Genomic DNA, 21645 nt, shown 5'->3' on the forward strand with positions numbered 1-21645 from the left:
CCCAACGTCGGAGCACGGCCCCGGGGTCCGGGTCAGAGCATCGGCAACAGGGTCCGGAGCTCGTACGGAGTGACCGCGCTCCGGTAGTTGTCCCACTCGACCCGCTTGTTGCGCAAGAAGAAGTCGTAAACGTGCTCGCCGAGCGCTTCCGGCAGCAGCTCGGACTTCTCCATCTCGGCGAGCGCCTCGCCGAGGTTCTGCGGCAACTGGGAGTAGCCGGCGGCGCGGCGTTCGGAATCCGACAGCTGCCAGATGTTGTCCTCGGCGGGCGGCGGCAGCTCGTAGCCCTTTTCGATGCCCTTCAGCCCCGCGGCCAGTATCACCGAGTAGGCCAGGTACGGGTTGCACGCCGAATCGAGCGTGCGGATCTCGACGCGCCGCGACGAGGCCTTTCCCGGCGAGTACATCGGCACGCGCACGAGGGCCGAGCGGTTCGCCCTCCCCCACGACACCGTCGTGGGCGCCTCGCTGCCGCTGATCAGCCGTTTGTAGGAGTTGACCCACTGATTGGTGACGGCGGAGATTTCCTTGGCGTAGTGCAGGACGCCGGCGACGAACGCCTTGCCGGTCTCGGAAAGCTCGTGCGGGTCCTCCGCGTCGTAGAACGCGTTGCGGTCGCCTTCGAACAGGCTGACGTGCGTGTGCATGCCGGAGCCGGGCTGGTCGGTGAACGGCTTCGGCATGAAGGTCGCGCGCACGCCCTGGGTCAGCGCGACCTCCTTGACGACGTAACGGAACGTCATCACGTTGTCGGCCATGGTGAGGGCGTCGGCGTAGCGAAGGTCAATTTCCTGCTGGCCCGGCGCGCCCTCGTGGTGGCTGAACTCGACCGAGATGCCCATCGCCTCGAGGGTCTCGATCGCGTGCCGGCGGAAGTGCGTCGCGGTGGCGTGGCTGGCCTGGTCGAAGTAGCCGCCGTTGTCGGCGGGCTCGGGCTCGCTGCCGTCGTCGGGGAGGTTGGCGAGCAGGAAGAACTCGATCTCCGGGTGCACGTAGCAGGTGAACCCGGCTTCGCTGGCCTTCGACAGCTGGCGGCGCAGCACGTGCCGCGGGTCGGCCCAGGACGGCGAACCGTCGGGCATCGCGATGTCGCAGAACATCCGCGCGGAGTACGGGCCGCCGTCGGGGGTTTCCCACGGGAGCACCTGGAACGTCGACGGGTCGGGCTTGGCGACCATGTCCGACTCGTAGACGCGCGCGAAGCCCTCGATGGCCGAGCCGTCGAACCCGATGCCCTCGCTGAACGCGCCCTCCAGTTCGGCGGGCGCGACCGCGACGGACTTCAGGAATCCCAGCACGTCGGTGAACCACAGGCGGACGAAACGGATGTCGCGCTCTTCCAAGGTGCGGAGCACGAATTCCTGCTGGCGATCCATGGCCGAACCCTAACCAGCACGTGTTAACGCCATGTTTCACGGGTCACCCACAACGGCGGCGGATTCACGCCACCTGTGCGAGCTGGGTTTTCCCGGGTTTCCTCGACCGGGTGATCGACAACGACGCGACCGAGGCGATCACCGCGAGCCCGGCGGCGACGTACCAGGCGATCGCGTAATCGCCGAACTGGTCCCGCACCGCGCCGGCGGCGGAGGCGGCGAACGCCGCCCCCAGCTGGTGGCAGGCGAAGACCCAACCAAACACGATCGGACCGGCTTCCCCGAAGGAGCGGCTGCAGAGCGCGACGGTCGGCGGGACGGTCGCGACCCAGTCGAGGCCGTAGAAGAGGATGAACGCCCACATGCTCGGCTGGACCGAATTCGTGAACAGCTGCGGCAACAGGGCGAGCGAAACTCCCCGCAACGCGTAATAGATGCCGAGCAGGATCCGCGGATCGACACGGTCGGTGAGCCATCCCGACGCGATCGTTCCCACCACGTCGAAGACGCCGACCAGTGCGAGCAGACTCGCCGCGGTCGTCTGCGGCATGCCGTGGTCGTGCGCGGCCGGGACGAAGTGCGTGCTGACCAACCCGTTCGTGGTCGCCCCGCAGATCGCGAACCCGACAGCGAGTAGCCAGAACGTCCGGGTGCGCGCGGCCTGGAACAGCACCGACAGACCACGGCGGACCGTGCCGACCTTCGGTGCCGGACGCGCCACTTCGGCGTCTTCGGGCGCTCCGTACGCGACAGTGCCGACATCGGCGGGGTGGTCGCGTACGGCCAACAGCACGACCGGGACCACGGCGAGAGCCGCGATGGCGATGACCATGGACGCTGTCCGCCAGCCGTCGTCCGCCGCGAGCGACGCGATCAAGGGCAGGAAGATCAGCTGTCCGGTCGCCCCGGCTGCGGTGAGCACGCCGGTTACGACGCCGCGGTGGCGGATGAACCAGCGCGTCGCGACCATCGCGGCGAAGCTCATCGCCATCGAGCCGGTGCCGAGGCCGACGAGCACGCCCCAGCAGAGGATCAATTGCCAGCTGGCACTCATGAAGACGGTGCCGCCCGCGCCGAGAGCGACGACGCACAGCGCGGTAGCCGCGACCCGGCGGATACCGAACCGTTCCATCAACGCGGCGGCGAAGGGCGCGAAGAGGCCGTACAGAACGAGATTGACCGAGACGGCGGACCCGATCGTGGCGCGGGACCAGCCGAACTCTTCGTGCAACGGATCGATCAGGACGCCCGGCGCGGCGCGGAAACCGGCGGCGGCGAGGAGGGCGACGAACGCGGCCGCCGCGACGAACCAGGCGCGATGCAGGCGGCGGGCAGGACGGGTCTCAACGGTCACGAGCAGACAGTCTGGTGCGCCGGAAGCCTCGATGACAGTGGCCGGAAGGACACTGTGCGAAAGGATCGGGCCAGCCAAGTAGGCTCTCGGCCATGCTCAGCCGACGTGTCCTGCCGGCGCTGCTGCTCCTCGGGCTGGTCGGCGGTTGCACCGCGGCACCCCCCTTGCCCGCGGCGGACGGGTTGCTCGCCGCCGCCAAGACGAACTTCGCCAAGGTCGCCAGTCTGCACTTCTCGGTCGGTGTCAACGGAGTGCTGCCCGGCCTGCCGATGACCAAGCTCGTCGGCAACGCGACCCTCAAACGCGGCGGGCAAGCGAGCGGCAGCGCGGAATTCACCGATCGGTCGTTCTCGTTCACCGTCTCCGGGCAGACCGCGACCACAAAGGACACGAAGGGTCGCGAAACGAACGGCCCCACGCCCTTCACCGTCGACCGGTTCCTCGGCCCGCACGGCGGGTTGATCCGGCTCCTCGACTCGCTCCAGCAGCCGAAAACCGAAATCCGCGAGACGATCCAGCACGTCGACGGCTACCGCGTCGGCGGAACCGTGCCCCAAGCGGTCGCGGCGAACCTGGTGCCGCAGATCCACGACGACGTGAACGTGAAGATCTGGGTGACGGTCGCCGAACCGCACCGGTTCGCACGGATGTGGCTGCAGGTGCCGCCAGCGACGAACCGCGACAGCCCGGTGATGTACGAGGTGCTGTTGACGGACCAGCAGCCTTAGTTCTTCCAGCGCTCGCGGCAAATCGCGCACGGCCCCGCTGGCTCGCGCAAGTCGTAGCGAGCATCATCGCCGCCACGGCTGTCGCGAGCCAGCGCAACCTCAGTTGGCCTTACAGCGCGTGCCGTCCGGAGGCGTGGTGCCGTCGATCAGGTACGCGGTGGCTGCCTTATCGACGCACGCGTTGCCTTGCAGGAACACCGTGTGCTGCGTCCCCTCGAAGGTGAGCAGTGATCCCTTCAGCGCCTTCGCGAGGTTCACGCCCGCCTGGTACGGCGTCGCCGGGTCGTTCGTTGTCGAGATCGTCAGCGTCTTCGGCAGGCCTTCAACGTTCGGTTCGTGCGGCTTCGACGTGTTCGGCACCGGCCAGAACGCACACGCGTCGCGGGCGGAGCTGGGTTGGCGGCCGTCGTCCAGGAAGGGCGCGGCCTTTACGTATTTCTCCTGGCCTTCGAGGATCTGCTTCGGATCGGTGACGCGCGGGTCGTCGACACAGCGGATCGCGACGAAGGCGTCTTGCGTGGTGCCGTAGCTGCCGTCCGGATTGCGCTCGTTGTAGATGTCGGCCAGCTTCTCCAGCGTGGCGCCGCGCTGCAGCTTCAGCTCGTTCAGCCCGGTGTTCAGGTACTCCCAGAGATTCTGCTGGTAGAGGGCCTGTATGGCACCTGTGGTGGCGTCGTCGTACGACAGCTTGCGGCCGTCGCCGACCGGAACCGGGAAGTCGATCAGCCGGCGCGTGAGGTCTTGAAACTGCTTCGTCGCGTCAGCCGGGTTGTTGCCGAGCGCGCAGTCCTGACGCGCCGCGCACCACTTCGCGAACTCGTTGAACGCGCCGCCGAAGCCCTGGCCCTGCGCGACGAGCGAGTCTTCCGGGCTCTGCGTCGGGTCGACAGCGCCGTCGAGGACGAGCGCGCGCACGTTCTTCGGGAAGGTCTCCGCGTACGTGGACCCGATGCGCGTGCCGTACGAGTAACCGAGGTACGTGAGCTTCTGGTCGCCGAGGACGCTTCGCAGCACGTCCATGTCCTTGACGACGTCGCGCGTGCCGACGTGCGCGAGCATGTCGTCGCCGTACTTCGTCCGCTGTGCGCACTTCGCGGCGAAGTCCTTCTGCTCTGTTTCCTGCTTCGTGACGCCCGCGGGAGAACCGTCGGTCTCGCTGTCGTCGGCGCGGTCGGCGTCGCGCTCGGGTCCGGTCAGGCATTGGATCTGCGGTTCGCTCGCGCCGATGCCGCGCGGGTCGAAGCCGACGAGGTCGAACCGGTCGCCGAGATCGGACTTCGACACCTGGTCGATCAGTCCTGCTGCGGCGACCATGCCCGAAGCGCCCGGTCCGCCCGGGTTCACCACCAGCGAACCGATTTTCTCGCCCGGATCGCTCGCGCGGTGCCGCAGCACGCCGATGGTGATCGTCTGGCCGTCCGGTTTGTCATAGTTCAACGGAACGGTGAGGCGTCCGCACTCGATTCCCTGCGCCTTGAACGCCGACCGGGCGTCGGCCGAGGTCGCGTAGGGTGCACACGCGGACCAGGACATGCTCTGCCCGTAGAACCGGTCCAGTCCGGCGGGCACCGGGCCCACCGGAGCGTGCGATTCGACCGTCGGCGCGGACGCGGCCTGGTCGGGCTTGGACGTGCACGCCGCGAGCGTGGTCGCGAGCAGGCCGGCAGCCGCGAACACGACTAACGGATGGACTTTCGGGCTGGCGCTGGGATGACGGGACACGGTTTGATCGTGCCATCCGGGCGCGGAACTCGAACGCACCGTCGGCGCGTTGGGCAGTGCGGGTGCGACCGGAGACACATCGACACGAGGAGACCAGGGGTGGCACTGATCAGCCGAGTGGGCAAGCGGCTCCGCCGGATCATCCAGCGGCCGGGCAGCGTCGAGCTGACCCGCTACGAAGCGCTGCTGCCCGCCGTCGAGAAGCTCGAACCGGAGCTGGAGAAACTCGAGAACGCCGAGCTCACCGAGCGCGCGGGCAAGCTGCGGGACTCCATCGGCGGGGCCGCCTCGTTCACCGACAGCCAGCTCATCGAGATCTGCGCGCTCGGCCGCGAGGCCGCCCGCCGCGAGCTCGGCGAACGGGCCTTCGACGTGCAGTTGCTCGGCACCATGGGCCTGCTCACCGGCCACGTCGTGCAGATGGAGACCGGTGAGGGCAAGACGCTCGCCGGCGCGCTGGCCGCCGCCGGGTACGCGCTGCGCGGCCGCCGCGTGCACGTGGTCACGGTCAACGACTACCTCGCCCGCCGCGACGCGGAGTGGATGAGCCCGGTGTACGACCTGCTCGGCGTCACCGTCGGCTGGGTCGAACCGGCGCACTCGAAGGAGGAGCGCAAGGAGGCCTACGGCAAGGAGGTCACCTACGGCGCGGTCGCCGAAATCGGCTTCGACGTGCTGCGCGACCGCCTGGTCACGCACCCCGACGACCTGGTGCAGAAGGCTCCCGAGGTGGCGATCGTCGACGAGGCCGACTCGGTGCTGGTCGACGAGGCGCGCGTGCCGCTGGTCATGGCCGGTTCGATCGACCACAACGACGCCGACGAGGAGGTCGCCAAGATCGTCCGGCGGCTGCGGCTCGGCCTGCACTACGAAACCGACTCCGAGGGCCGCAACGCGTGGCTGACCAGCGCCGGCGCGTCGGTCGTGGAGAAGTCGCTCGGCGGCGTGGACCTGTACGACGAGTCCGGTTCGGACCGGCTCGCCGCGGTGAACGTCGCCCTGCACGCGCACGCCCTGCTCACCCGGGACGTCGACTACCTGGTCCGCGACGGCAAGGTGCAGCTGATCAACGCCGCCCGCGGCCGCGTCGCCGAACTGCAGCGCTGGCCGGACGGCCTTCAGGCCGCGGTCGAGGCGAAGGAGCAGGTCACGGCCACCGACCGGGGCGAAATCCTCGATTCGATCACCGTGCAGGCGCTGCTCGCGCGCTACCCGGAGGTCGCGGGCATGACCGGTACCGCGGTCGCGGTCGCCGAGCAGCTGCGCGAGTTCTACAAGCTCGAGGTCGCGGTCATCCCGCCGAACACCCCGAACGTCCGCGAGGACCTGCAGGACCGGGTTTTCGCCTCGCCGTCGCAGAAACTGCGCGCGATCGAGGAGGAGATCCGCACGGTGCACGAGACCGGGCGGCCGATCCTCGTCGGCACCCAGGACGTCGCCGAGTCCGAGGAGCTGGCGGAGAAGCTGGCGAAGGCCGACCTGCCGTGCGTCGTGCTGAACGCGCGCAACGACGCCGAAGAGGCCGCGATCATCGCCGAGGCGGGCAAGAAGGGCGCGGTCACCGTGTCCACGCAGATGGCGGGCCGCGGTACCGACATCCGGCTCGGCGGCAGCGACGGCGCGTCCCGCGAAGAGGTCGCCGAGCTGGGCGGCCTGCACGTGATCGGCACCGCGCGGTATCCCTCCAGCCGCCTCGACGGGCAGCTGCGCGGCCGGTCCGGACGACAGGGCGACCCGGGCAGCGCGATCTTCTTCGCGAGCCTCAACGACGACCTCGTGCTGTCGAACGCGCCGGACCTGCCGGACGGCATCGACGCGGACACCGAGACCGGCGAAATCACCGACCCGGCCGCGCACCGGCAGCTCAACCACGCCCAGCGCGTCGCCGAGGGCGTCGACCTGGAGATCCACCGCAACACCTGGCGCTACACCCGGCTGATCGAGCGGCAGCGCGCTGAGCTGCTGGAACACCGCGACCAGGTGCTGCACACCGGGCTCGCGGCGGAGGAGCTGGAGAAGGCACAGCCGGAGAAGTTCGCCGAGCTGAAGGAAAAGCTGGACGACTCCGAGCGGCTCGAGCAGGTGTGCCGCGAGGTCCGGCTGTTCCACCTCGACCAGCTGTGGTCGGACCACCTGGCGTACCTCACCGACGTGCGCGAGAGCATCCACCTGCGCGCGCTCGCCCGCGAGACGCCGCTGGACGAGTTCCACCGCGCGGCGATCCCGGAGTTCCACAAGATCATCGCCGAATCCGCCTCGCGGGCGGCGAAGACGCTCGAGGAAGCCGAGATCACCGACAACGGCCTCGACCTCGAGGACGTCGGCGTGCGGCGAGCGAACACGACGTGGACGTACCTGGTGCACGACAACCCGTTCGACTCGGACTTCGAGCAGACGGTCAAGAAGGTGCGCAGCATGATGCGGATGAAGAAGTCCTGAGTCCTTCTTTCGGAGGGCCCCTCGCCGCGGGTGAGGGGCCCTTCGCCGTTCTCTGGCTCACCTCTGCGTAGTTTCTGTCGGTGCGGTGGGACAGAATGGCGGCATGCCGCAACTGCGCATCGCACTGGCCCAGGTCAACACCACCGTCGGCGACATCGACGGGAACACCGCGCTCACCGTCGAGTGGACCCGCAAAGCCGCCGAGGCGGGCGCGCACGTCGTCGTGTTCCCGGAGATGTCCCAGACCGGTTACCCGGTCGAGGACCTCACGCTCCGGCGCACGTTCGCCGACGCGTCCCGGCGCTCGGTGACCGAACTGGCGCGCCGGCTCGACGAGGCGGGTTGCGGCGAGGTGCTCGCGTACGTCGGCTATCTCGACCACGACGAGGTCGGCCCGCGCGACGCCGCGGCCGCGCTCTACCGCGGCGAGGTCGTGGCCCGGCAGTTCAAGCACCACCTGCCCAACTACGGCGTGTTCGACGAGCACCGGTACTTCAAGCCGGGCACCGAACTCGAGGTGCTGCGGCTGCACGGCGTCGACATCGGCATGGTGATCTGCGAGGACATCTGGCAGGACGGCGGCCCGATCTCCGCTCTGGGCAAGGCCGGGGTCGACCTGGTGGTCGCGCCGAACGCGTCGCCGTACGAACGGTCGAAGGACGAACAGCGGCTGCCGCTCATCGCCCGCCGCGCGGCCGAAGCGGGCGCGCCGCTGGTGTACACGAACCAGGTCGGCGGACAGGATGATCTGGTTTTCGACGGCGACTCGCTCGTGGTCGGCGCGGACGGGACGCTGCTCGCGCGGGCGCCGCAGTTCGTGGAGCACCTGCTGGTGCTGGACCTGGATCTCCCCACTGCGGACGCGTCGGCCACGGGCTCTTTCGACGGCTTGGAGGTCCACCGTCGAGTGCTGACCGATGCGCCGTTGCCCGCGTACGAACCGCTTTCGGCCCGGACGATCAGCGAACCACTGTCGGACGAGGCCGAGGTGTGGTCCGCGCTGGTGGTCGGGCTGCGGGACTACGTGCACAAGAACGGCTTCTCGACGGTCACGTTCGGCTTCTCCGGCGGAATCGACTCCGCGGTATGCGCGGCCCTGGCGGCGGACGCACTCGGCGGCGACAACGTGTACGGCGTTTCGATGCCGTCGAAGTACTCGTCCTCGCACTCGCGGGACGACGCTTCGGATTTGGCGGAGCGGATCGGCGCGCACTACCGGGTCGAGCCGATCGGCGAGATGGTCGATGTGTATGTCAACCAGCTGCAGCTGACCGGGCTCGCCGAGGAGAACATCCAGGCGCGGGTGCGCGGAATGCTGCTGATGGCTCTGTCCAATCTGGACGGACACCTGGTGCTGGCGACCGGCAACAAGACCGAACTGGCCGTGGGTTACTCGACCATTTACGGCGACGCGGTCGGAGCGTTCGCGCCGATCAAGGACTTGTTCAAGACGCACGTGTGGCAGCTGGCGCGGTGGCGGAACGAGGAGGCGGCCAAGCGAGGGGAAACGCCGCCGATCCCGGAAAACTCGATCACGAAGCCCCCGTCGGCGGAGCTGCGGCCGGACCAGAAGGACTCGGACTCGCTGCCGGACTACGAGCTGCTGGACGACGTCCTGGACGACTACGTCGAGAACGACCGCGGGTACGCGGATCTGATCGAGGCGGGGTTCGATCCGGAGACGATCGACCGAGTGGTGCGGATGGTCGACCGAGCCGAGTACAAGCGGCGGCAATATCCGCCGGGCACGAAGATCACGTTCAAGGCGTTTGGGCGGGACCGGCGTCTTCCGATGACGAACGGGTGGCGGGAACGGAAGTCCTGAGCGGGGGTTTCTGACGCTGGTTGTTGTTTGGACTCGGTTGGCCGGGCTGGCTGAGTTGGCTGGCGCGGTCGGCTGGGCTGGCCGGGCTGGCTGGCGCGGTCGGCTGGACTGGCTGGATTGGCTGGCGCGGTTGGCCGGTCTGGCTGGATTGGCCGGCGCGGTCGGCTGGATTGGCCGGGCTGGCTGGCGCGGTTGGCCGGTCTGGCTGGATTGGCCGGCGCGGTCGGCTGGGCTGGCCGGGCTGGCTGGCGCGGTCGGCTGGACTGGCCGGTCGGCTGGGTTGGCCGGGCGGCCGGGCGGGCCGGGTTGGCCGGCGCGGTCGGCTGGGTGAACTTGGCTGACCGGGATTTCCGGCTCCACGGCCTGGTTTTCGGCCTGGCTCGCTGAAAATCCGATGCCCGTCCGGCTCGCCGGGCGCGATCAGCCGCGTTGCTGAATGCGGCGGCAGGGTCATGTCGTTTTCTCGCCAGTTTCTGTCGGTGCCGGGTCGTACGCTGGCGATATGACGGTTGGGTACACGGTGTTCGACACCCCGATCGGGGCGTGCGGCCTCGCCTGGCGGGACGGTGCGGTGGTCGGAACCGCGCTGCCGGGGAGTACGGCTGAGCGGACTCGCGCGCACCTCGCGAAGCGCTTCCCTGATGCGGTGGAATCGCCGGTGCCGGAGGAACTGCGCGCGGTGGTGGATGACGTCGTCGCGCTGCTGTCGGGGGATGCTCGCGATTTGCGTGCGGCTCCGTTGGATTACCGGGATGTGCCGGAGTTCAACCGGCGGGCGTACGACGTCGCGCGGGCTATTCCGCCCGGGAAGGTGCTGACGTACGGGGACATCGCGCACCAGCTGGGTGCGCCGGGCTCCGCGCAGGCTGTCGGGCAGGCGATGGGGAGCAATCCGTTCCCGATCATCGTGCCGTGCCATCGGGTTTTGGGTGCGGGCAAGAACACTGGCGGCTTTTCGGCACCGGGAGGGGTCGAGACCAAGCGGCGGATGTTGGTGATCGAAGGGGCGTTTCCGGAGGAACCGACTTTGTTCTGACGCACCGGCTGCGGGAATCGGACCGGCCTCGGTGCCTGAACGGATTGGGCGTCGGCGCGCTCGGTCGGGTTCCAGCCGCACCCCCAGTGCCGCTGGACGCCGACCGAGCACGCCCCAAACCTGCTGAGCCCAACCGAATGAATTGGCTGCCCGGCTCCGCACGCCTCCCCCAGTGCGGTCAGGCCAGATCGCTTGGCTTCGCGGTCCCGGACCCATCGGCGCGCCTCGGCGAGCCGACCTGCCAGCCCGCCGACGAGCGCTCCGACTCCCCGGGGCAGTTCGGTCCGCTCATCAGCCAAGCCAGCTTCCCGACCGCATCGGCCGCTGGGAAAACCCGACCCGGGCAGCTCAGGCACTGCTGCCGGAGCGACGACTCACCAAGCCAGCCCCTGGGCGGCCACACCAGCTCCCCGGCCGCCACCTGGCAGACCTAACCGGCATGGCTCAGGCCCAGCTAGCGAAGCGATCGCCTCGCCGATCGATCAGGTCAGCTGTCCCGACCGCGTCAGCCACAGGGAAACACGAGCCGCATGGCTCAGGCCCAGCCATCGGGGAGAGTGCCCCGCCGACCGCCCAAGCCAACTCCCCCGACCGCATCTGCCACCGGGAAACCCGACCCGCATGGCTCAGGCCCAACCACCGGAGTGACAACCTCGCGGAGCAACCAAGCCCTGTCCCTCCCGCAACCGAACCAGCCCCAACAGCCATCCGGAAAAGCTCGGCCCGTCTCGATCAAGCCCAGCCCGCGCGGAAAGTCAGCTCATTCAGCCGGTTTCCAAGGCTTCAGCCAGTCCGTCTCCGGCCAGCCCTCGGCGGCGGCTTGCAGGGGCATGGCGGTGGCTCCGTCGATGGACTCGCGGACGATGTCGGCGTGGCCGGCGTGCCGGGCGGTTTCTTCGATCAGGTGCAGCAGCACCCAGCGGACGGACCAGGCAGACGCGTCGTCCGGGTACCAGGGGACGCCTTTCGGGATGGGGACTTCCTGGTTCAGGTCCGCGATCCCGGCGATGACCTCTTCGGTGCGGGCGGCGACCTGGTCGTAGGCGGCGATGACCGACTCCAGCGTTTCGTCCGGGCCCAGCCGGTAGTTCTCCTGGAAGGCCTCCACGGCTTCGGCGAAGGGTTTTGGCTCGATCTTCAGCACCAGGTCGATCCAGCCGCTTTCGGTGGACGACACGTGTTTCAGCAGGCCGCCTACGCTCAGGGCGCTCGCGCTGGGGACGGCGCGTGCCTGGTCGTCGGTCAAGCCGTACGTGGCGACCTTCATTGCCTGACGCTGTTGTGCCAGGAAACCGAGCAGACCGCCGCGTTCGTCGGGGGTCGGGGAGAGCTTTCCAGCCATGGTGGCCTCACTTCCGGTGTCTGTTGCTCCGCAGCATCGCACCTGCCACCGACAATTTTCGGCCGCGGACCGGAACGGGAGTCTGGACGATGTACGCGCCGCCGATCACGACCTGCGCCGAGTGCACCACCAACTGCACCCTGGTGAACACGCCTTCCAGGTGCCCGGTCAGCTTCGACGCCACCACCAGCGCCCACGCGAGCAGCACGACTACCAGGCAACCCACCGCGCAGGCTCGCCAGCCCGAGGGCCACCAGAAGACGAGGCTCAGCGCTCCGACCGCGACGGCGGCGCTCAGCAGGTTCGGGGTCACCGCGGTTTCCGGGACCCCGGCGTACACCATCAGCATGATTCCGAACGCGGACACCGAAACCGACGTCAGCCGTCCGCTCCAGTGTGCTGGCGCGAGTCGCATGAGGGCGGGGCCGGTGAGAAGAAAGGCGAGGCCGCCGATCGCCGTCGCTACCGGGAAGACCGGTTGCGCGCTGAACAGGTCCCAGACCGGCTGTTCGGTCGGCGACACCCCGGTCTGCATGAAGAACTCCAGCAGCCACGCGGAATATCCCGCCAAACCCAGTCCGAGCAGGACTATCGAAGCCACCCGCGCAGCATGCACTTGCCCACCCTAAGCGAATCTCTGCGACGAAGTGCCGGATGGTGTCACACCCGTGACTTACCGGAGGTTCCGGACACCATCCGCTACCACGAACTCACGCACCGAATCCCTGGTGGAGGTTACCGGATCCGAGTTGGCGGACTGCCAATACCTGCCTCGGGGACGGGCCGGGACTGACAGCGGACAGCCGGATGAGGGCGAAGCGGGCCGGGCTGACCGCGGCCAGCCAGATCAGGGCGAAGAGGGCCGGTGCCGAGCGAGGCGCATCAGGGTTGTGCAGGCAAGGGGTCCAATGCCGAACGAAGTGCGTAGGGCCAGGCAGGCGAAGCGAGTCGATGCCGAGCGAAGCGCACCGGGGGCAGGCAGGCGAAGGGGCCAAGGGCGAGCGAAGCGCGTCGGAGCCGGGCAGCAAAAGCAGGCCGAAGCCAAGCAAAGCGCACCGGCATCAGGCAGGCAGGCGAAGCCGAGCAAGCGTATCGGCGCTAGGCAGACAAAGCAGGCGAAGCCGAGCAAAGCGCATCGGGGCCAAGCAGGCAAAAGACAGCCAGCCCCGAAACGCCAGCTTCACCCCTGCGGTCGGACGAACGGAAAAAGCACCGTCTGCCGAATAGACGTCCCGCTCAGCATCATCAGCAGCCGGTCCACTCCGAGGCCCAGACCACCAGTCGGGGGCATTCCGTGTTCCAGTGCCAGCAGGAAGTCCTCGTCCAACTCCATCGCCTCGACGTCCCCGCTCGCGGCGCGCAGCGACTGTGCCTCCAGACGGCGGCGCTGTTCTAACGGGTCGGTCAGTTCCGTATAAGCGGTCCCGACTTCCGAGCCGAACGCGATCAGGTCCCAGCGTTCGGCCAGGAGCGGGTCGGTGCGGTGCTGGCGGGTCAGCGGGGAGACCTCGGTCGGGTAGTCCGTGTAGAAGGTCGGCAGGACCGTCGAGCCTTCGACCAAGTGCTCGTGTGCTTTCAGGACCAGGTCGCCTGCACCGGCTTCCTCCGGCACCGGAACTCCGGCGGCGGCGCACAGTTTTCGCAATGTCGCGACCGGCGTCTGCGAGTCGACTTCTTCGCCCAAGGCCTCCGACACGGCTTTGTGCACCGGGATCACTGGCCAGTCGCCGGAGATGTCGTGTTCGACGATGCGGCCGTCGGCGTCTGGGCGTCGCACGATCTGTGCGCCGTACGCGGCTTCGGCGGCGTACTGGATCAGGTCGCGCATCAGGTGGCGCATCGCGTTGTAGTCCGCGTACGCCTGGTACGCCTCCAGCATCGTGAATTCCGGGTTGTGGGTCGCGTCGACACCTTCATTGCGGAAGTTCCGGTTGAGCTCGAAAACCCGCTCGACGCCGGCCACGCACAGGCGCTTCAGGTACAGCTCCGGGGCGATGCGCAGGTACATCCGCATGTCGTACGCGTTGATGTGCGTGACGAACGGCCGTGCGTTGGCACCGCCGTGGATGGTTTGCAGCATGGGGGTTTCGACTTCGAGGAAGTCGCCCTGGTGCAGGCGTTCGCGGACGGCGCGGACGACCGTCGAGCGCAGGCGGAGCATGTTCGCGGAGTCGGGGTTGACCGCCAGGTCGAGGTAGCGCTGCCGGACTCGCGTCTCCGGGTCGGTGAGGCCCTTTCGCTTGTCCGGCAACGGGTGCAGGCACTTCGCCGTCACGGTCCATTCGTCCACCAGCACCGACAGTTCGCCGCGGCGGGAGGTGATGACCTCGCCGCTCACGCCGACGTGGTCGCCGAGGTCGACGCCGGTGCGCCAGCCGGTCAGGTCGAGGACCTTCGCGTCGAGCATCAGCTGCAGTTCGCCGGAGAAGTCCTTGATCCGCGCGAAACACAGGCCGCCAAGGGTGCGCAGGGCGAGCACCCGACCGGCTACCCGGACGCGTTTTCCGGTGTGGGAATCCGGTTCCAGTCCGGAAAACGCGTGCACGATGTCGCCGAGGTGGTCCTCGCGGGAGAAACCGACCGGGTACGGGTCCACCCCGAGTTCCCGCAGTTTGTCCACTTTGGCCACTCGCACGCGGACCTGTTCCGGACGGCGCTTGGCGCGCGGCACGACCTGCGCCGCTTCCTCGTCGATCCGCCGGACCTGCGCGACGAAATCCTCGCCGACGTTCTCCAGCCGCAGCGACCGCGCGCGCCCGGTGGGCACGAAGCCCTCCAGCGCGCCCGCGACGATGCCGACTCGCGGGAGCCGTCGCGCCGACGAGTAGCAGAGGAACCGCGGTTCCCAATCCGGGCCGTACTTGGCGTTCGACCGGTACAGCGATTCCAGCTGGAAGAACCGCGACGCGACGCCGAGCACCGCCCGCCACGCGCGCAGTACCGGACCTGCGCCGATGCGCTCGCCTTCGGAGAACACCGCGCGGAACATCGCGAAGTTCAGCGAGATCCGCTGTGCGCCGATGTGCTGAGCGGCCGAAACGACCTCGGCGACCATGAACTCGTTGAGCCCGTTTTCTGCGTCCCGGTCACGGCGCATCAGGTCGAGAGAAAGGCCTCGGCGGCCCCACGGAACGAACGACAGCAAGCCGCGCAGCTCGCCGTGCGCGTCGTACGCCTCGACCATCACGCTGCGGCCGTCGCTCGGGTCGCCGAGCCGGCCGAGCGCCATCGAGAAGCCGCGTTCGGTCTCGTCGACGCGCCACTGCTGCGCGCGGGCGAGCAGTTGCACCATCTCGTCTTCGGGGATTTCGCTGTGCCGCCGGACCTGCGAGGTGTACCCGGCGCGCTGGATCCGCTTCACCGCCTGTCGCACGGACTTCCGCTCAGGACCGGTAAGAGAGAACTCTCGGACGTCGAGGACCGCTTCGTCGCCGATCTGCAACGCGCGCAGCCCCGCGGCGGCGTACACCTTCGCGCCCTTCTCGCTCGCGCCGAGCACGCCCGGCGTCCAGCCGTACGTACGCGCTTCGTGGAGCCACGCCTGCACCGCGTCCGGCCACGCGTCCGGGTCACCGATCGGGTCCGCACTCGCCACTGTGGTCCCGGCGAGCACGCGGTACGTCACCGCGGCGCGGCCGTTAGGCGCGAACATGACGCTCTTGTCGCGGCGCGTTGCGAAGTAGCCGAGAGAGTCGTCCTCGCCGAACTCTCCCAGCAGACGGCGCAACTGCAGCTCTTCGTCGTCTGTCCGAATGCGACGGCTGCGTACGCCGCGGAAGAGCGTGTACAGCGCGGCTGTGGACACGAAGGTCGCGCCGAGGTCGAGAACCACGTCGATCCACGCCGGGCCTTCGCCGACGCCGATCCGGCGCAGTTGCAGGTTCTCGCCGGTGGCGTGGTTGACCACCCAGGCGAAGCGCTCCCACGCGTCGCCGAGACTGCCCGGGAACACCTCGGTGAGTGCCCAGCCGAGCACGATCACGCCGAGAAACCCGACGAACAGCACGGAAAGCCCGTTCCACCAGGCACCGGGGGCGAGCCGCGCGGGGAACGCCGGACGCAGCGACAGCAGGAAGACGATCAGCAGGATCGAGATCACGTCGGCGATGGCGAGCGCGCCGACCTGCGTCGGGATGTGGCGCATCTGCCGGGCGTTGAGGGTGAGCAGGTCGGGAGCCCACAGCAGCAGCGCCTGCAGGACCAGCGTGGTCACCAGGCCGGCGACCTGGAACAGCACGAGCACGTACAGCGCGGCCTTCTTGCGCCTGCGCAGCGCCGCGCCGAGCACGACGAGCAGCAGCACGATCACCAGGCTCGAACTGGTCGGCACGCTCACCACGCCGAACGCCATGTCGATGCCGTTCAGCAGGTGCCCGTGCCGTCCGCCAGCGAGCAGCAGCACGATCGAGAAAAGCGCTGCCAGCTGCACGACAGTGGCCACGAGGCCGCCCGCGCGGGCTTTCCAGCCTAGGCTGCGCGGACGGGTCACTGGGGTTCCCATCGGTACCTTTCTTGCGGCGCGACCGCGTCGCGGGACGCGCCGGACCTTCTCACCCACCAGGCGCAAATCGGCCCGATGCCTATCAAGACGTCACAGGAGGCAAAACGGTTGTCGCTACCCGGCCGTGTGAAGCTGGTCGCACGACCTTGGGGCCCTCCGGCGCGCGTGTCACGCTGTGTCCGGTACTGACTCCACGACCCGGGGACCTCTGCGAGGCCTCGAGGGAAGGACGGTCGACGACGATGTCTGCCCAGTCTGCCCAACCCGACGGCACCGCCGGCGAGGTGGCCGCCCCTTACGGAACCGGCCCCGCGACCAGTGCGGGCCCGGGCAAACCGAGAAAAGTCCGGATTCATCATCTGCGCGAGCTGAAGGACCGCGGCGAACCGTGGCCGATGCTCACCGCTTACGACATGTATACCGCTGAGCTTTTCGACGAAGCAGGCATCCCCGTGCTGCTGGTCGGCGACTCCGCGGCGAACAACGTGTTCGGCTACGACACGTCGCTTCCGGTCACCGTCGACGAGCTGCTCCCGCTGGTCCGCTCGGTCACCCGGGCGGCGAAACGGGCGCTCGTGGTGGCCGACCTGCCGTTCGGCTCCTACCAGCTTTCCCCGGAGCAGGCGCTGGCCACCTCCGTCCGGTTCATGAAGGAGGGCCGCGCGCACGCGGTCAAGCTCGAGGGCGGGCACCGGTTCGCGGCGCACGTCGAAGCGCTCACCTCGGCCGGGATCCCGGTCATGGGCCACATCGGCTTCACCCCGCAGAGCGAGCACAACCTCGGCGGCTACCGGGTGCAAGGGCGCGGCGAGGCGGCGGAGAAGCTGCTCGCCGACGCGCTGGCGCTGCAGGAAGCCGGCGCGTTCGCGGTCGTGATGGAGATGGTGCCCGCCGAGGCCGCCAAGCGCGTCACGCACGAGCTGAAGATCCCGACGGTCGGCATCGGCGCCGGTCCGGACTGCGACGCCCAGGTGCTGGTCTGGCAGGACATGGCCGGGCTGCGCCGCGGCAAGGCGCCGCGGTTCGTGAAGCGGTACGCCGACGTCGCCGGGGTGCTGCAGAGCGCCGCGACGGCGTTCGCCGAGGACGTCCGGCGCGGCGAGTTCCCGGCGCCTGAGCACGCGTTCCACTGAGCTGCCTCGTGAGTGCCGGTGCGAGCCGGCACTCACGAGCGGCGGAACCGTTCGGCGAGTTCCGGATCGTTCTCCCACCACAAGCCCTTCGCCGGTGCCTCGCCTGCCGCTGCCTCCTCGTCCAATTTCCGGTCGAGCCGTTTCGCCCGTTTTTCGTCGTCGCGGGCCCACCTGATGAAGAGCGCGCCGACGAACGGCAGCCCGGCGACGTCGCCGCCGATCCACAGCACGCCCGCGCCGATGATCTGGTCCGTGCGCCGGTCCGGACCCCAGTCACGGTGCACCGCGTCGTAGTGCGCGGGCGCGAGCAGCGGACCGAGCCACAGCACGAGGCCGAGCGCGCCGTCGAACACCACTTCGGTGAACGAGATCCACACCGACACCAGGTGCGAGCCGTTGCGCGGCGTCGGATCGAGCTGCACGCGGCTGTAGAAGTACAGGAAGCCGGCCAATACGAGCGCTACGCGTACGAGGCCGCCGACGACCGCTGAGTCGAGCGAAAGCTCGTACAGCGGTGTCAGGTAGATGAGCAGGAACGGCGCGATCAGCACCACGGTGACGCACAGCGGGAAGGTGATGAACTGCGCGAAGCGGCCACGGCCATGCGTACGCAACCACGTGGCGAGCTTCGGCGGCGCGGTGCGCATCAGCAGCGTCACGGGCGCGCCTAGCGCGAGAAGCAGCGGCGTGACCATGAGGAGCACGGTGTTCTGCGTGGCGCGTACCCAGAACAGCGTCGTGTCGTACACGCCGAGGAACGAGCACGTGACGAGGACGAGCGTGGCCAGCCCGGCGAGGAACGCTGTGGTCCGCCCGGCGCTCCACTCCTGACGGCGAGCCGCGGCCACGTATCCGACGCCGAGCGCGAGCGCGACGAGCACGGCCGGGACGTCGAAGGTCCAGGCCGTCAACAACGTCGATCCGCTCAGCGGTGGCAGGTCAGGCACGATTTCGATGCCTTCAGTGTGCACCCGGCGAAATTGCGCCTTACGCCGCCCCTGACACCGTGAAGAAGATCAGGCTGCCGATTCCGGCGACCGCGCAGTAGATGGCGAAGGGGGTCAAGGTGCGCGTTTCAAAGTATTTCGTCAGAAAACGGACAGAAATGTAGGACGCCGCGAACGCGACCACGCTGCCGACCAACGCCGGCCCGAGCGACGGCTTGTTCTCCGGCGTGAACAGCGACGGCATCTTCAGCGCGCCCGCGGCGAGGATCACCGGGGTCGCCAGCAGCCAGGCGAACCGGGCGGCGTCCTCGTGGTCGAGCCCGCGCCGCAGACCGGCCACCATGGTGATGCCGGAGCGGCTGATTCCGGGCAGCAGAGCCAAAATCTGCGCCGAACCGATGAGCACGGCCTCTTTCACGCTCAGCTTGGACAACCGGAGGTCGGTGGCTTCGTCGACGGTCACCGCGCGCATCACCATCGTCTCCTCGGCGCTGAAGTCGATCGTCTCCTCCTCGCGCGCGACCCGCGCGACCTCCGGCTTGGGCTTCCGGGAGAACTTCTCCGCCGCGTAGAGCACGCCGCCGTTGAGCGCGAGGAAGATCGCCGACGGCACCGGTTTGCCGAGGACGTCGCGCAGCAGGCTTTCCAGCAGCAGCCCGGCGATCCCGACCGGGATCGTGGCGAGGATGAGCAGCCACGCGAGCCGCTGGTCGGCCGTGCGAACCTCGCGATCGCGGACCGACGTCCACAGGCCGGTGACGATGCGCACCCAGTCGCGCCGGAAGAAGAGGATCAGCGCGATCGCGGTGGCGACGTGCATCGCCACCAGCACGGCAAGATACGGCGAATCCTTCCCGATGCTCAGGTCGCGTCCCCAGCTTCCGCCGACGAGCGCGGGCAACAGGACGCTGTGCCCGAGACTGGACACCGGAAACAATTCCGACACGCCTTGCAAAGCGCCGACGACAATGGACTCGAGGTAGCTGACCGCGGACATTCACGAAGCCTTTCTCGCCGCAGTTCGGGCATTCCGCGGAAAAGCTACCGAGGATCGGGTTAACTCCGAGCAAGCCGGGCGGGAACAGGCGCAGCCGACACTTTCCGGCCACGCTTTGTTCATCCCGTTCACATCCATGAACATCAATCATGTACTTGACCAGTGTTCTCTCGATGTCTTAGCGTGAGCGCACGCCGCATCCGAAGTCATCGAGCCTCGACGAGGAGGGTTGGAATGCGCGTCCGCGACCGAGTTCTGGCAGTCACTGCCGGAGCCGCAGCACTGCTCGCACTCGCCACGCCCGCGGCGTCCGCCGGGACCGTCCCGGTCAAGAACTCCGCCGAGCTGAAGACGGCGCTGGCCTCGGCCAAGCCGGGTACCACGATCCAGCTGGCCGCGAACACCACCTACACCGGCAACTTCAAGGCCGCCGCCAGCGGCACCGCGAACGGGCGCATCACGCTCACCGGCCCGCGCAGCGCGGTCGTGCAGGCGTCCGGCGGCCGCACCATCGAGCTGACCGGCAGCTACTGGACGCTGTCCGGGTTCACCGTCACCGGCGGCCAGAAGGGCGTGATGGCGCTCGGCGTCAACCACACGCTGGTCGACGGGCTCAAGGTGACCGGCATCGGCAACGAGGGCATCCACTTCCAGCACGGCAGCAGCGACAACGTCGTGCAGAACTCCGAAATCTCCGACACCGGCAAGGAAAACGGCGGGTTCGGCGAGGGCATCTACTTCGGTTCGGCCAAGAGCAACTGGCCGGACGGGCAGCCCGATCACAGCGACCGCAACAAGGCGATCGGCAACAAGATCGGGCCGAACGTGCGCGCGGAGTCGATCGACGTCAAGGAAGGCACCACCGGCGGCGAACTGCGCGGCAACACCTTCGACGGCACCGGGCAGAGCGGCGAGAACTACGCCGACAGCTGGGTCGACGTGAAGGGCAACGGGTACCTGGTCACCGGCAACAAGGGCAGCAAGGTCTTCGTGCACGACGCGACCTACGGGTCGTTCGAGGTCCACGTGCAGCTCGACGGCTGGGGCAGGGACAACACCTTCTCGGACAACACCGCGGACGTGCAGGTGCCCTCGGCCTACGGTTTCTACGTGGTCAAGGCGGCCACCGGGAACAAGGTCTGCGCCAGCAACAAGGTGACGAACGCCGGGAAGGGCTTCGCGAACGTAGCCGCGACACCAGGCTGCTGACCGCGATCACAGACGGGGGCCCGCTCAGCCCGGCGGCGGGGGCGGGCCCCCACCCTGCTTTTGAGATGCCGGGAGCTTTCGGGAAGAGTGCCCGGTATGGACGAGCTCTACCCGCCGATCCCGGTGCGCGCCGACGGAATGCTGGACGTCGGCGACGGGCACCGGATCTACTGCCAGGAGGCCGGGAACCCGCAGGGGAAACCGGTGGTGGTGCTGCACGGCGGGCCCGGGAGCGGCATCGCCCCGATGACCCGGCGGCACTTCGACCCCGAGGCGTACCGGATCATCCTGTTCGACCAGCGCGGCGCCGGCCGCAGCACGCCCAACGCGGGCGACGACCTGTCGGCGAACACGTTGTGGCACTTGGTGTCCGACATGGAGCTGCTGCGCGAACGGCTGAACATCGAACGCTGGCAGCTGTTCGGCGGGTCGTGGGGCTCGACGCTTGCCCTGGCGTATGCGGAAACCCATCCGTCGCGGGTGTCCGAGATGGTGCTGCGCGGGATTTTCACCGTGCGGCAGCGGGAACTGGACTGGCTTTACCGCGGTGGCGCGGCGAATCTCTTCCCCGCGGAGTGGGACGCGTTCCTGGAGCCACTGGACAATGTGGACGATCCGCTCGCCGGGTACGCGGAACTGCTCCACTCCCCCGACCGCGCGGTGCGTGAACGAGCCGCGATCGCTTGGAGCGTCTGGGAAGGCGCGACGGTGGCGTTGCTGCCGCAACAGTCCTTTGTGAACCAATACGCGAATCCGCAGTTCGCGCTGACGTTCGCTCGCCTTGCGGTGCACTACTTCCGGCATGGCGCGTGGCTCGAAGAAGGACAGCTGATCCGCGACGCAGGGAAGCTCGCCGGGATCCCGGGAGTATTGGTGCAAGGCCGCTACGACGCGGTGTGCCCGCCCATCACGGCGTATCAGCTCCACCGCGCCTGGCCCGGCTCAACGCTGAAGCTCACCGAATCCGCGGGACACGCCGTCACCGACCCGGGCATCCTCGCCGCTCTCCGCGAGGCCACCGACAGCTTCCGGTAAA

16 protein-coding genes are annotated in these 21645 nt (G+C 68.5%); 8 read left to right on the plus strand and 8 right to left on the minus strand.

Annotated features, from left to right (window positions below; translation table 11 throughout):
- Nucleotides 1-32: 32 nt before the first annotated feature.
- Together glnA and FKO37_RS44045 are read right to left on the minus strand one after the other, a co-directional pair.
- Nucleotides 33-1376: a type I glutamate--ammonia ligase gene (glnA, locus tag FKO37_RS44040; protein WP_037368721.1), complete on the minus strand. Its 1344-nt coding sequence runs from the start codon at nt 1374-1376 to the stop codon at nt 33-35.
- Nucleotides 1377-1440: 64 nt separating this feature from the next.
- On the minus strand, nt 1441-2730 hold the full coding sequence (locus tag FKO37_RS44045) for an MFS transporter (protein ID WP_238608457.1): 1290 nt from the start codon (nt 2728-2730) through the stop codon (nt 1441-1443).
- Between the two features lie 92 nt (nt 2731-2822).
- On the opposite strand from FKO37_RS44045, the gene FKO37_RS44050 reads away from it, so the two are divergent.
- Nucleotides 2823-3458 carry an LppX_LprAFG lipoprotein gene (locus FKO37_RS44050; protein ID WP_238608458.1) on the plus strand — a complete coding sequence of 212 codons (636 nt, stop codon included), beginning with the start codon at nt 2823-2825 and terminating at the stop codon, nt 3456-3458.
- 99 nt (nt 3459-3557) lie between these two features.
- Here the strand turns inward: FKO37_RS44050 and FKO37_RS44055 are convergent, their stop codons facing one another.
- Nucleotides 3558-5135 carry an alpha/beta hydrolase gene (locus tag FKO37_RS44055; RefSeq protein ID WP_374204487.1) on the minus strand — a complete coding sequence of 526 codons (1578 nt, stop codon included), beginning with the start codon at nt 5133-5135 and terminating at the stop codon, nt 3558-3560.
- A gap of 144 nt (nt 5136-5279) precedes the next feature.
- Here FKO37_RS44055 and secA2 point away from each other — a divergent pair, with 144 nt between their 5' ends.
- From secA2 to FKO37_RS44075, 4 genes are all read left to right on the plus strand, one after another.
- A complete protein-coding gene (gene secA2 / locus FKO37_RS44060) occupies nt 5280-7619 on the plus strand; it encodes an accessory Sec system translocase SecA2 (RefSeq protein WP_037815702.1) in 2340 nt (779 codons plus the stop codon).
- 103 nt (nt 7620-7722) lie between these two features.
- The gene (locus tag FKO37_RS44065; protein ID WP_037815705.1) at nt 7723-9444 is read left to right on the plus strand and encodes an NAD+ synthase; all 1722 of its coding nucleotides are present in this window, start codon (nt 7723-7725) and stop codon (nt 9442-9444) included.
- Between the two features lie 192 nt (nt 9445-9636).
- Nucleotides 9637-9831 (plus strand): hypothetical protein, encoded by a 195-nt coding sequence (locus FKO37_RS44070; RefSeq protein ID WP_238608460.1) that lies wholly within the window; start codon nt 9637-9639, stop codon nt 9829-9831.
- 115 nt (nt 9832-9946) lie between these two features.
- Nucleotides 9947-10480 carry a methylated-DNA--[protein]-cysteine S-methyltransferase gene (locus FKO37_RS44075; protein ID WP_238608461.1) on the plus strand — a complete coding sequence of 178 codons (534 nt, stop codon included), beginning with the start codon at nt 9947-9949 and terminating at the stop codon, nt 10478-10480.
- A gap of 760 nt (nt 10481-11240) precedes the next feature.
- Here the strand turns inward: FKO37_RS44075 and FKO37_RS44080 are convergent.
- The 3 genes from FKO37_RS44080 to lysX form a co-directional block, all read right to left on the minus strand.
- Nucleotides 11241-11822: a DinB family protein gene (locus FKO37_RS44080; protein WP_238608462.1), complete on the minus strand. Its 582-nt coding sequence runs from the start codon at nt 11820-11822 to the stop codon at nt 11241-11243.
- A 7-nt stretch (nt 11823-11829) separates the two neighbouring features.
- A complete protein-coding gene (locus FKO37_RS44085) occupies nt 11830-12423 on the minus strand; it encodes a hypothetical protein (RefSeq protein ID WP_037815718.1) in 594 nt (197 codons plus the stop codon).
- A gap of 579 nt (nt 12424-13002) precedes the next feature.
- Entirely contained in the window at nt 13003-16323 is a 3321-nt protein-coding gene (gene lysX, locus FKO37_RS44090) for a bifunctional lysylphosphatidylglycerol synthetase/lysine--tRNA ligase LysX (RefSeq protein WP_238608463.1), read from the minus strand.
- A gap of 242 nt (nt 16324-16565) precedes the next feature.
- Between lysX and panB the strand changes: the two genes are divergently transcribed.
- Nucleotides 16566-17456: a 3-methyl-2-oxobutanoate hydroxymethyltransferase gene (gene panB / locus FKO37_RS44095; protein WP_238608464.1), complete on the plus strand. Its 891-nt coding sequence runs from the start codon at nt 16566-16568 to the stop codon at nt 17454-17456.
- A 32-nt stretch (nt 17457-17488) separates the two neighbouring features.
- Here the strand turns inward: panB and FKO37_RS44100 are convergent, their stop codons facing one another.
- The gene (locus tag FKO37_RS44100) at nt 17489-18427 is read right to left on the minus strand and encodes a cytochrome c oxidase assembly protein (RefSeq protein ID WP_238608465.1); all 939 of its coding nucleotides are present in this window, start codon (nt 18425-18427) and stop codon (nt 17489-17491) included.
- Between the two features lie 16 nt (nt 18428-18443).
- Nucleotides 18444-19400: an undecaprenyl-diphosphate phosphatase gene (locus FKO37_RS44105; protein WP_238608466.1), complete on the minus strand. Its 957-nt coding sequence runs from the start codon at nt 19398-19400 to the stop codon at nt 18444-18446.
- A 234-nt stretch (nt 19401-19634) separates the two neighbouring features.
- On the opposite strand from FKO37_RS44105, the gene FKO37_RS44110 reads away from it, so the two are divergent.
- Entirely contained in the window at nt 19635-20609 is a 975-nt protein-coding gene (locus FKO37_RS44110; protein WP_238608467.1) for a right-handed parallel beta-helix repeat-containing protein, read from the plus strand.
- A 96-nt stretch (nt 20610-20705) separates the two neighbouring features.
- Nucleotides 20706-21644, plus strand: a complete 939-nt coding sequence (gene pip, locus FKO37_RS44115) for a prolyl aminopeptidase (protein ID WP_037815726.1) — start codon at nt 20706-20708, stop codon at nt 21642-21644.
- Nucleotide 21645 lies beyond the last annotated feature (1 nt).

This window comes from Amycolatopsis sp. Poz14 (assembly GCF_006704225.1).
In the GTDB taxonomy this organism is placed as follows: domain Bacteria; phylum Actinomycetota; class Actinomycetes; order Mycobacteriales; family Pseudonocardiaceae; genus Amycolatopsis; species Amycolatopsis nivea.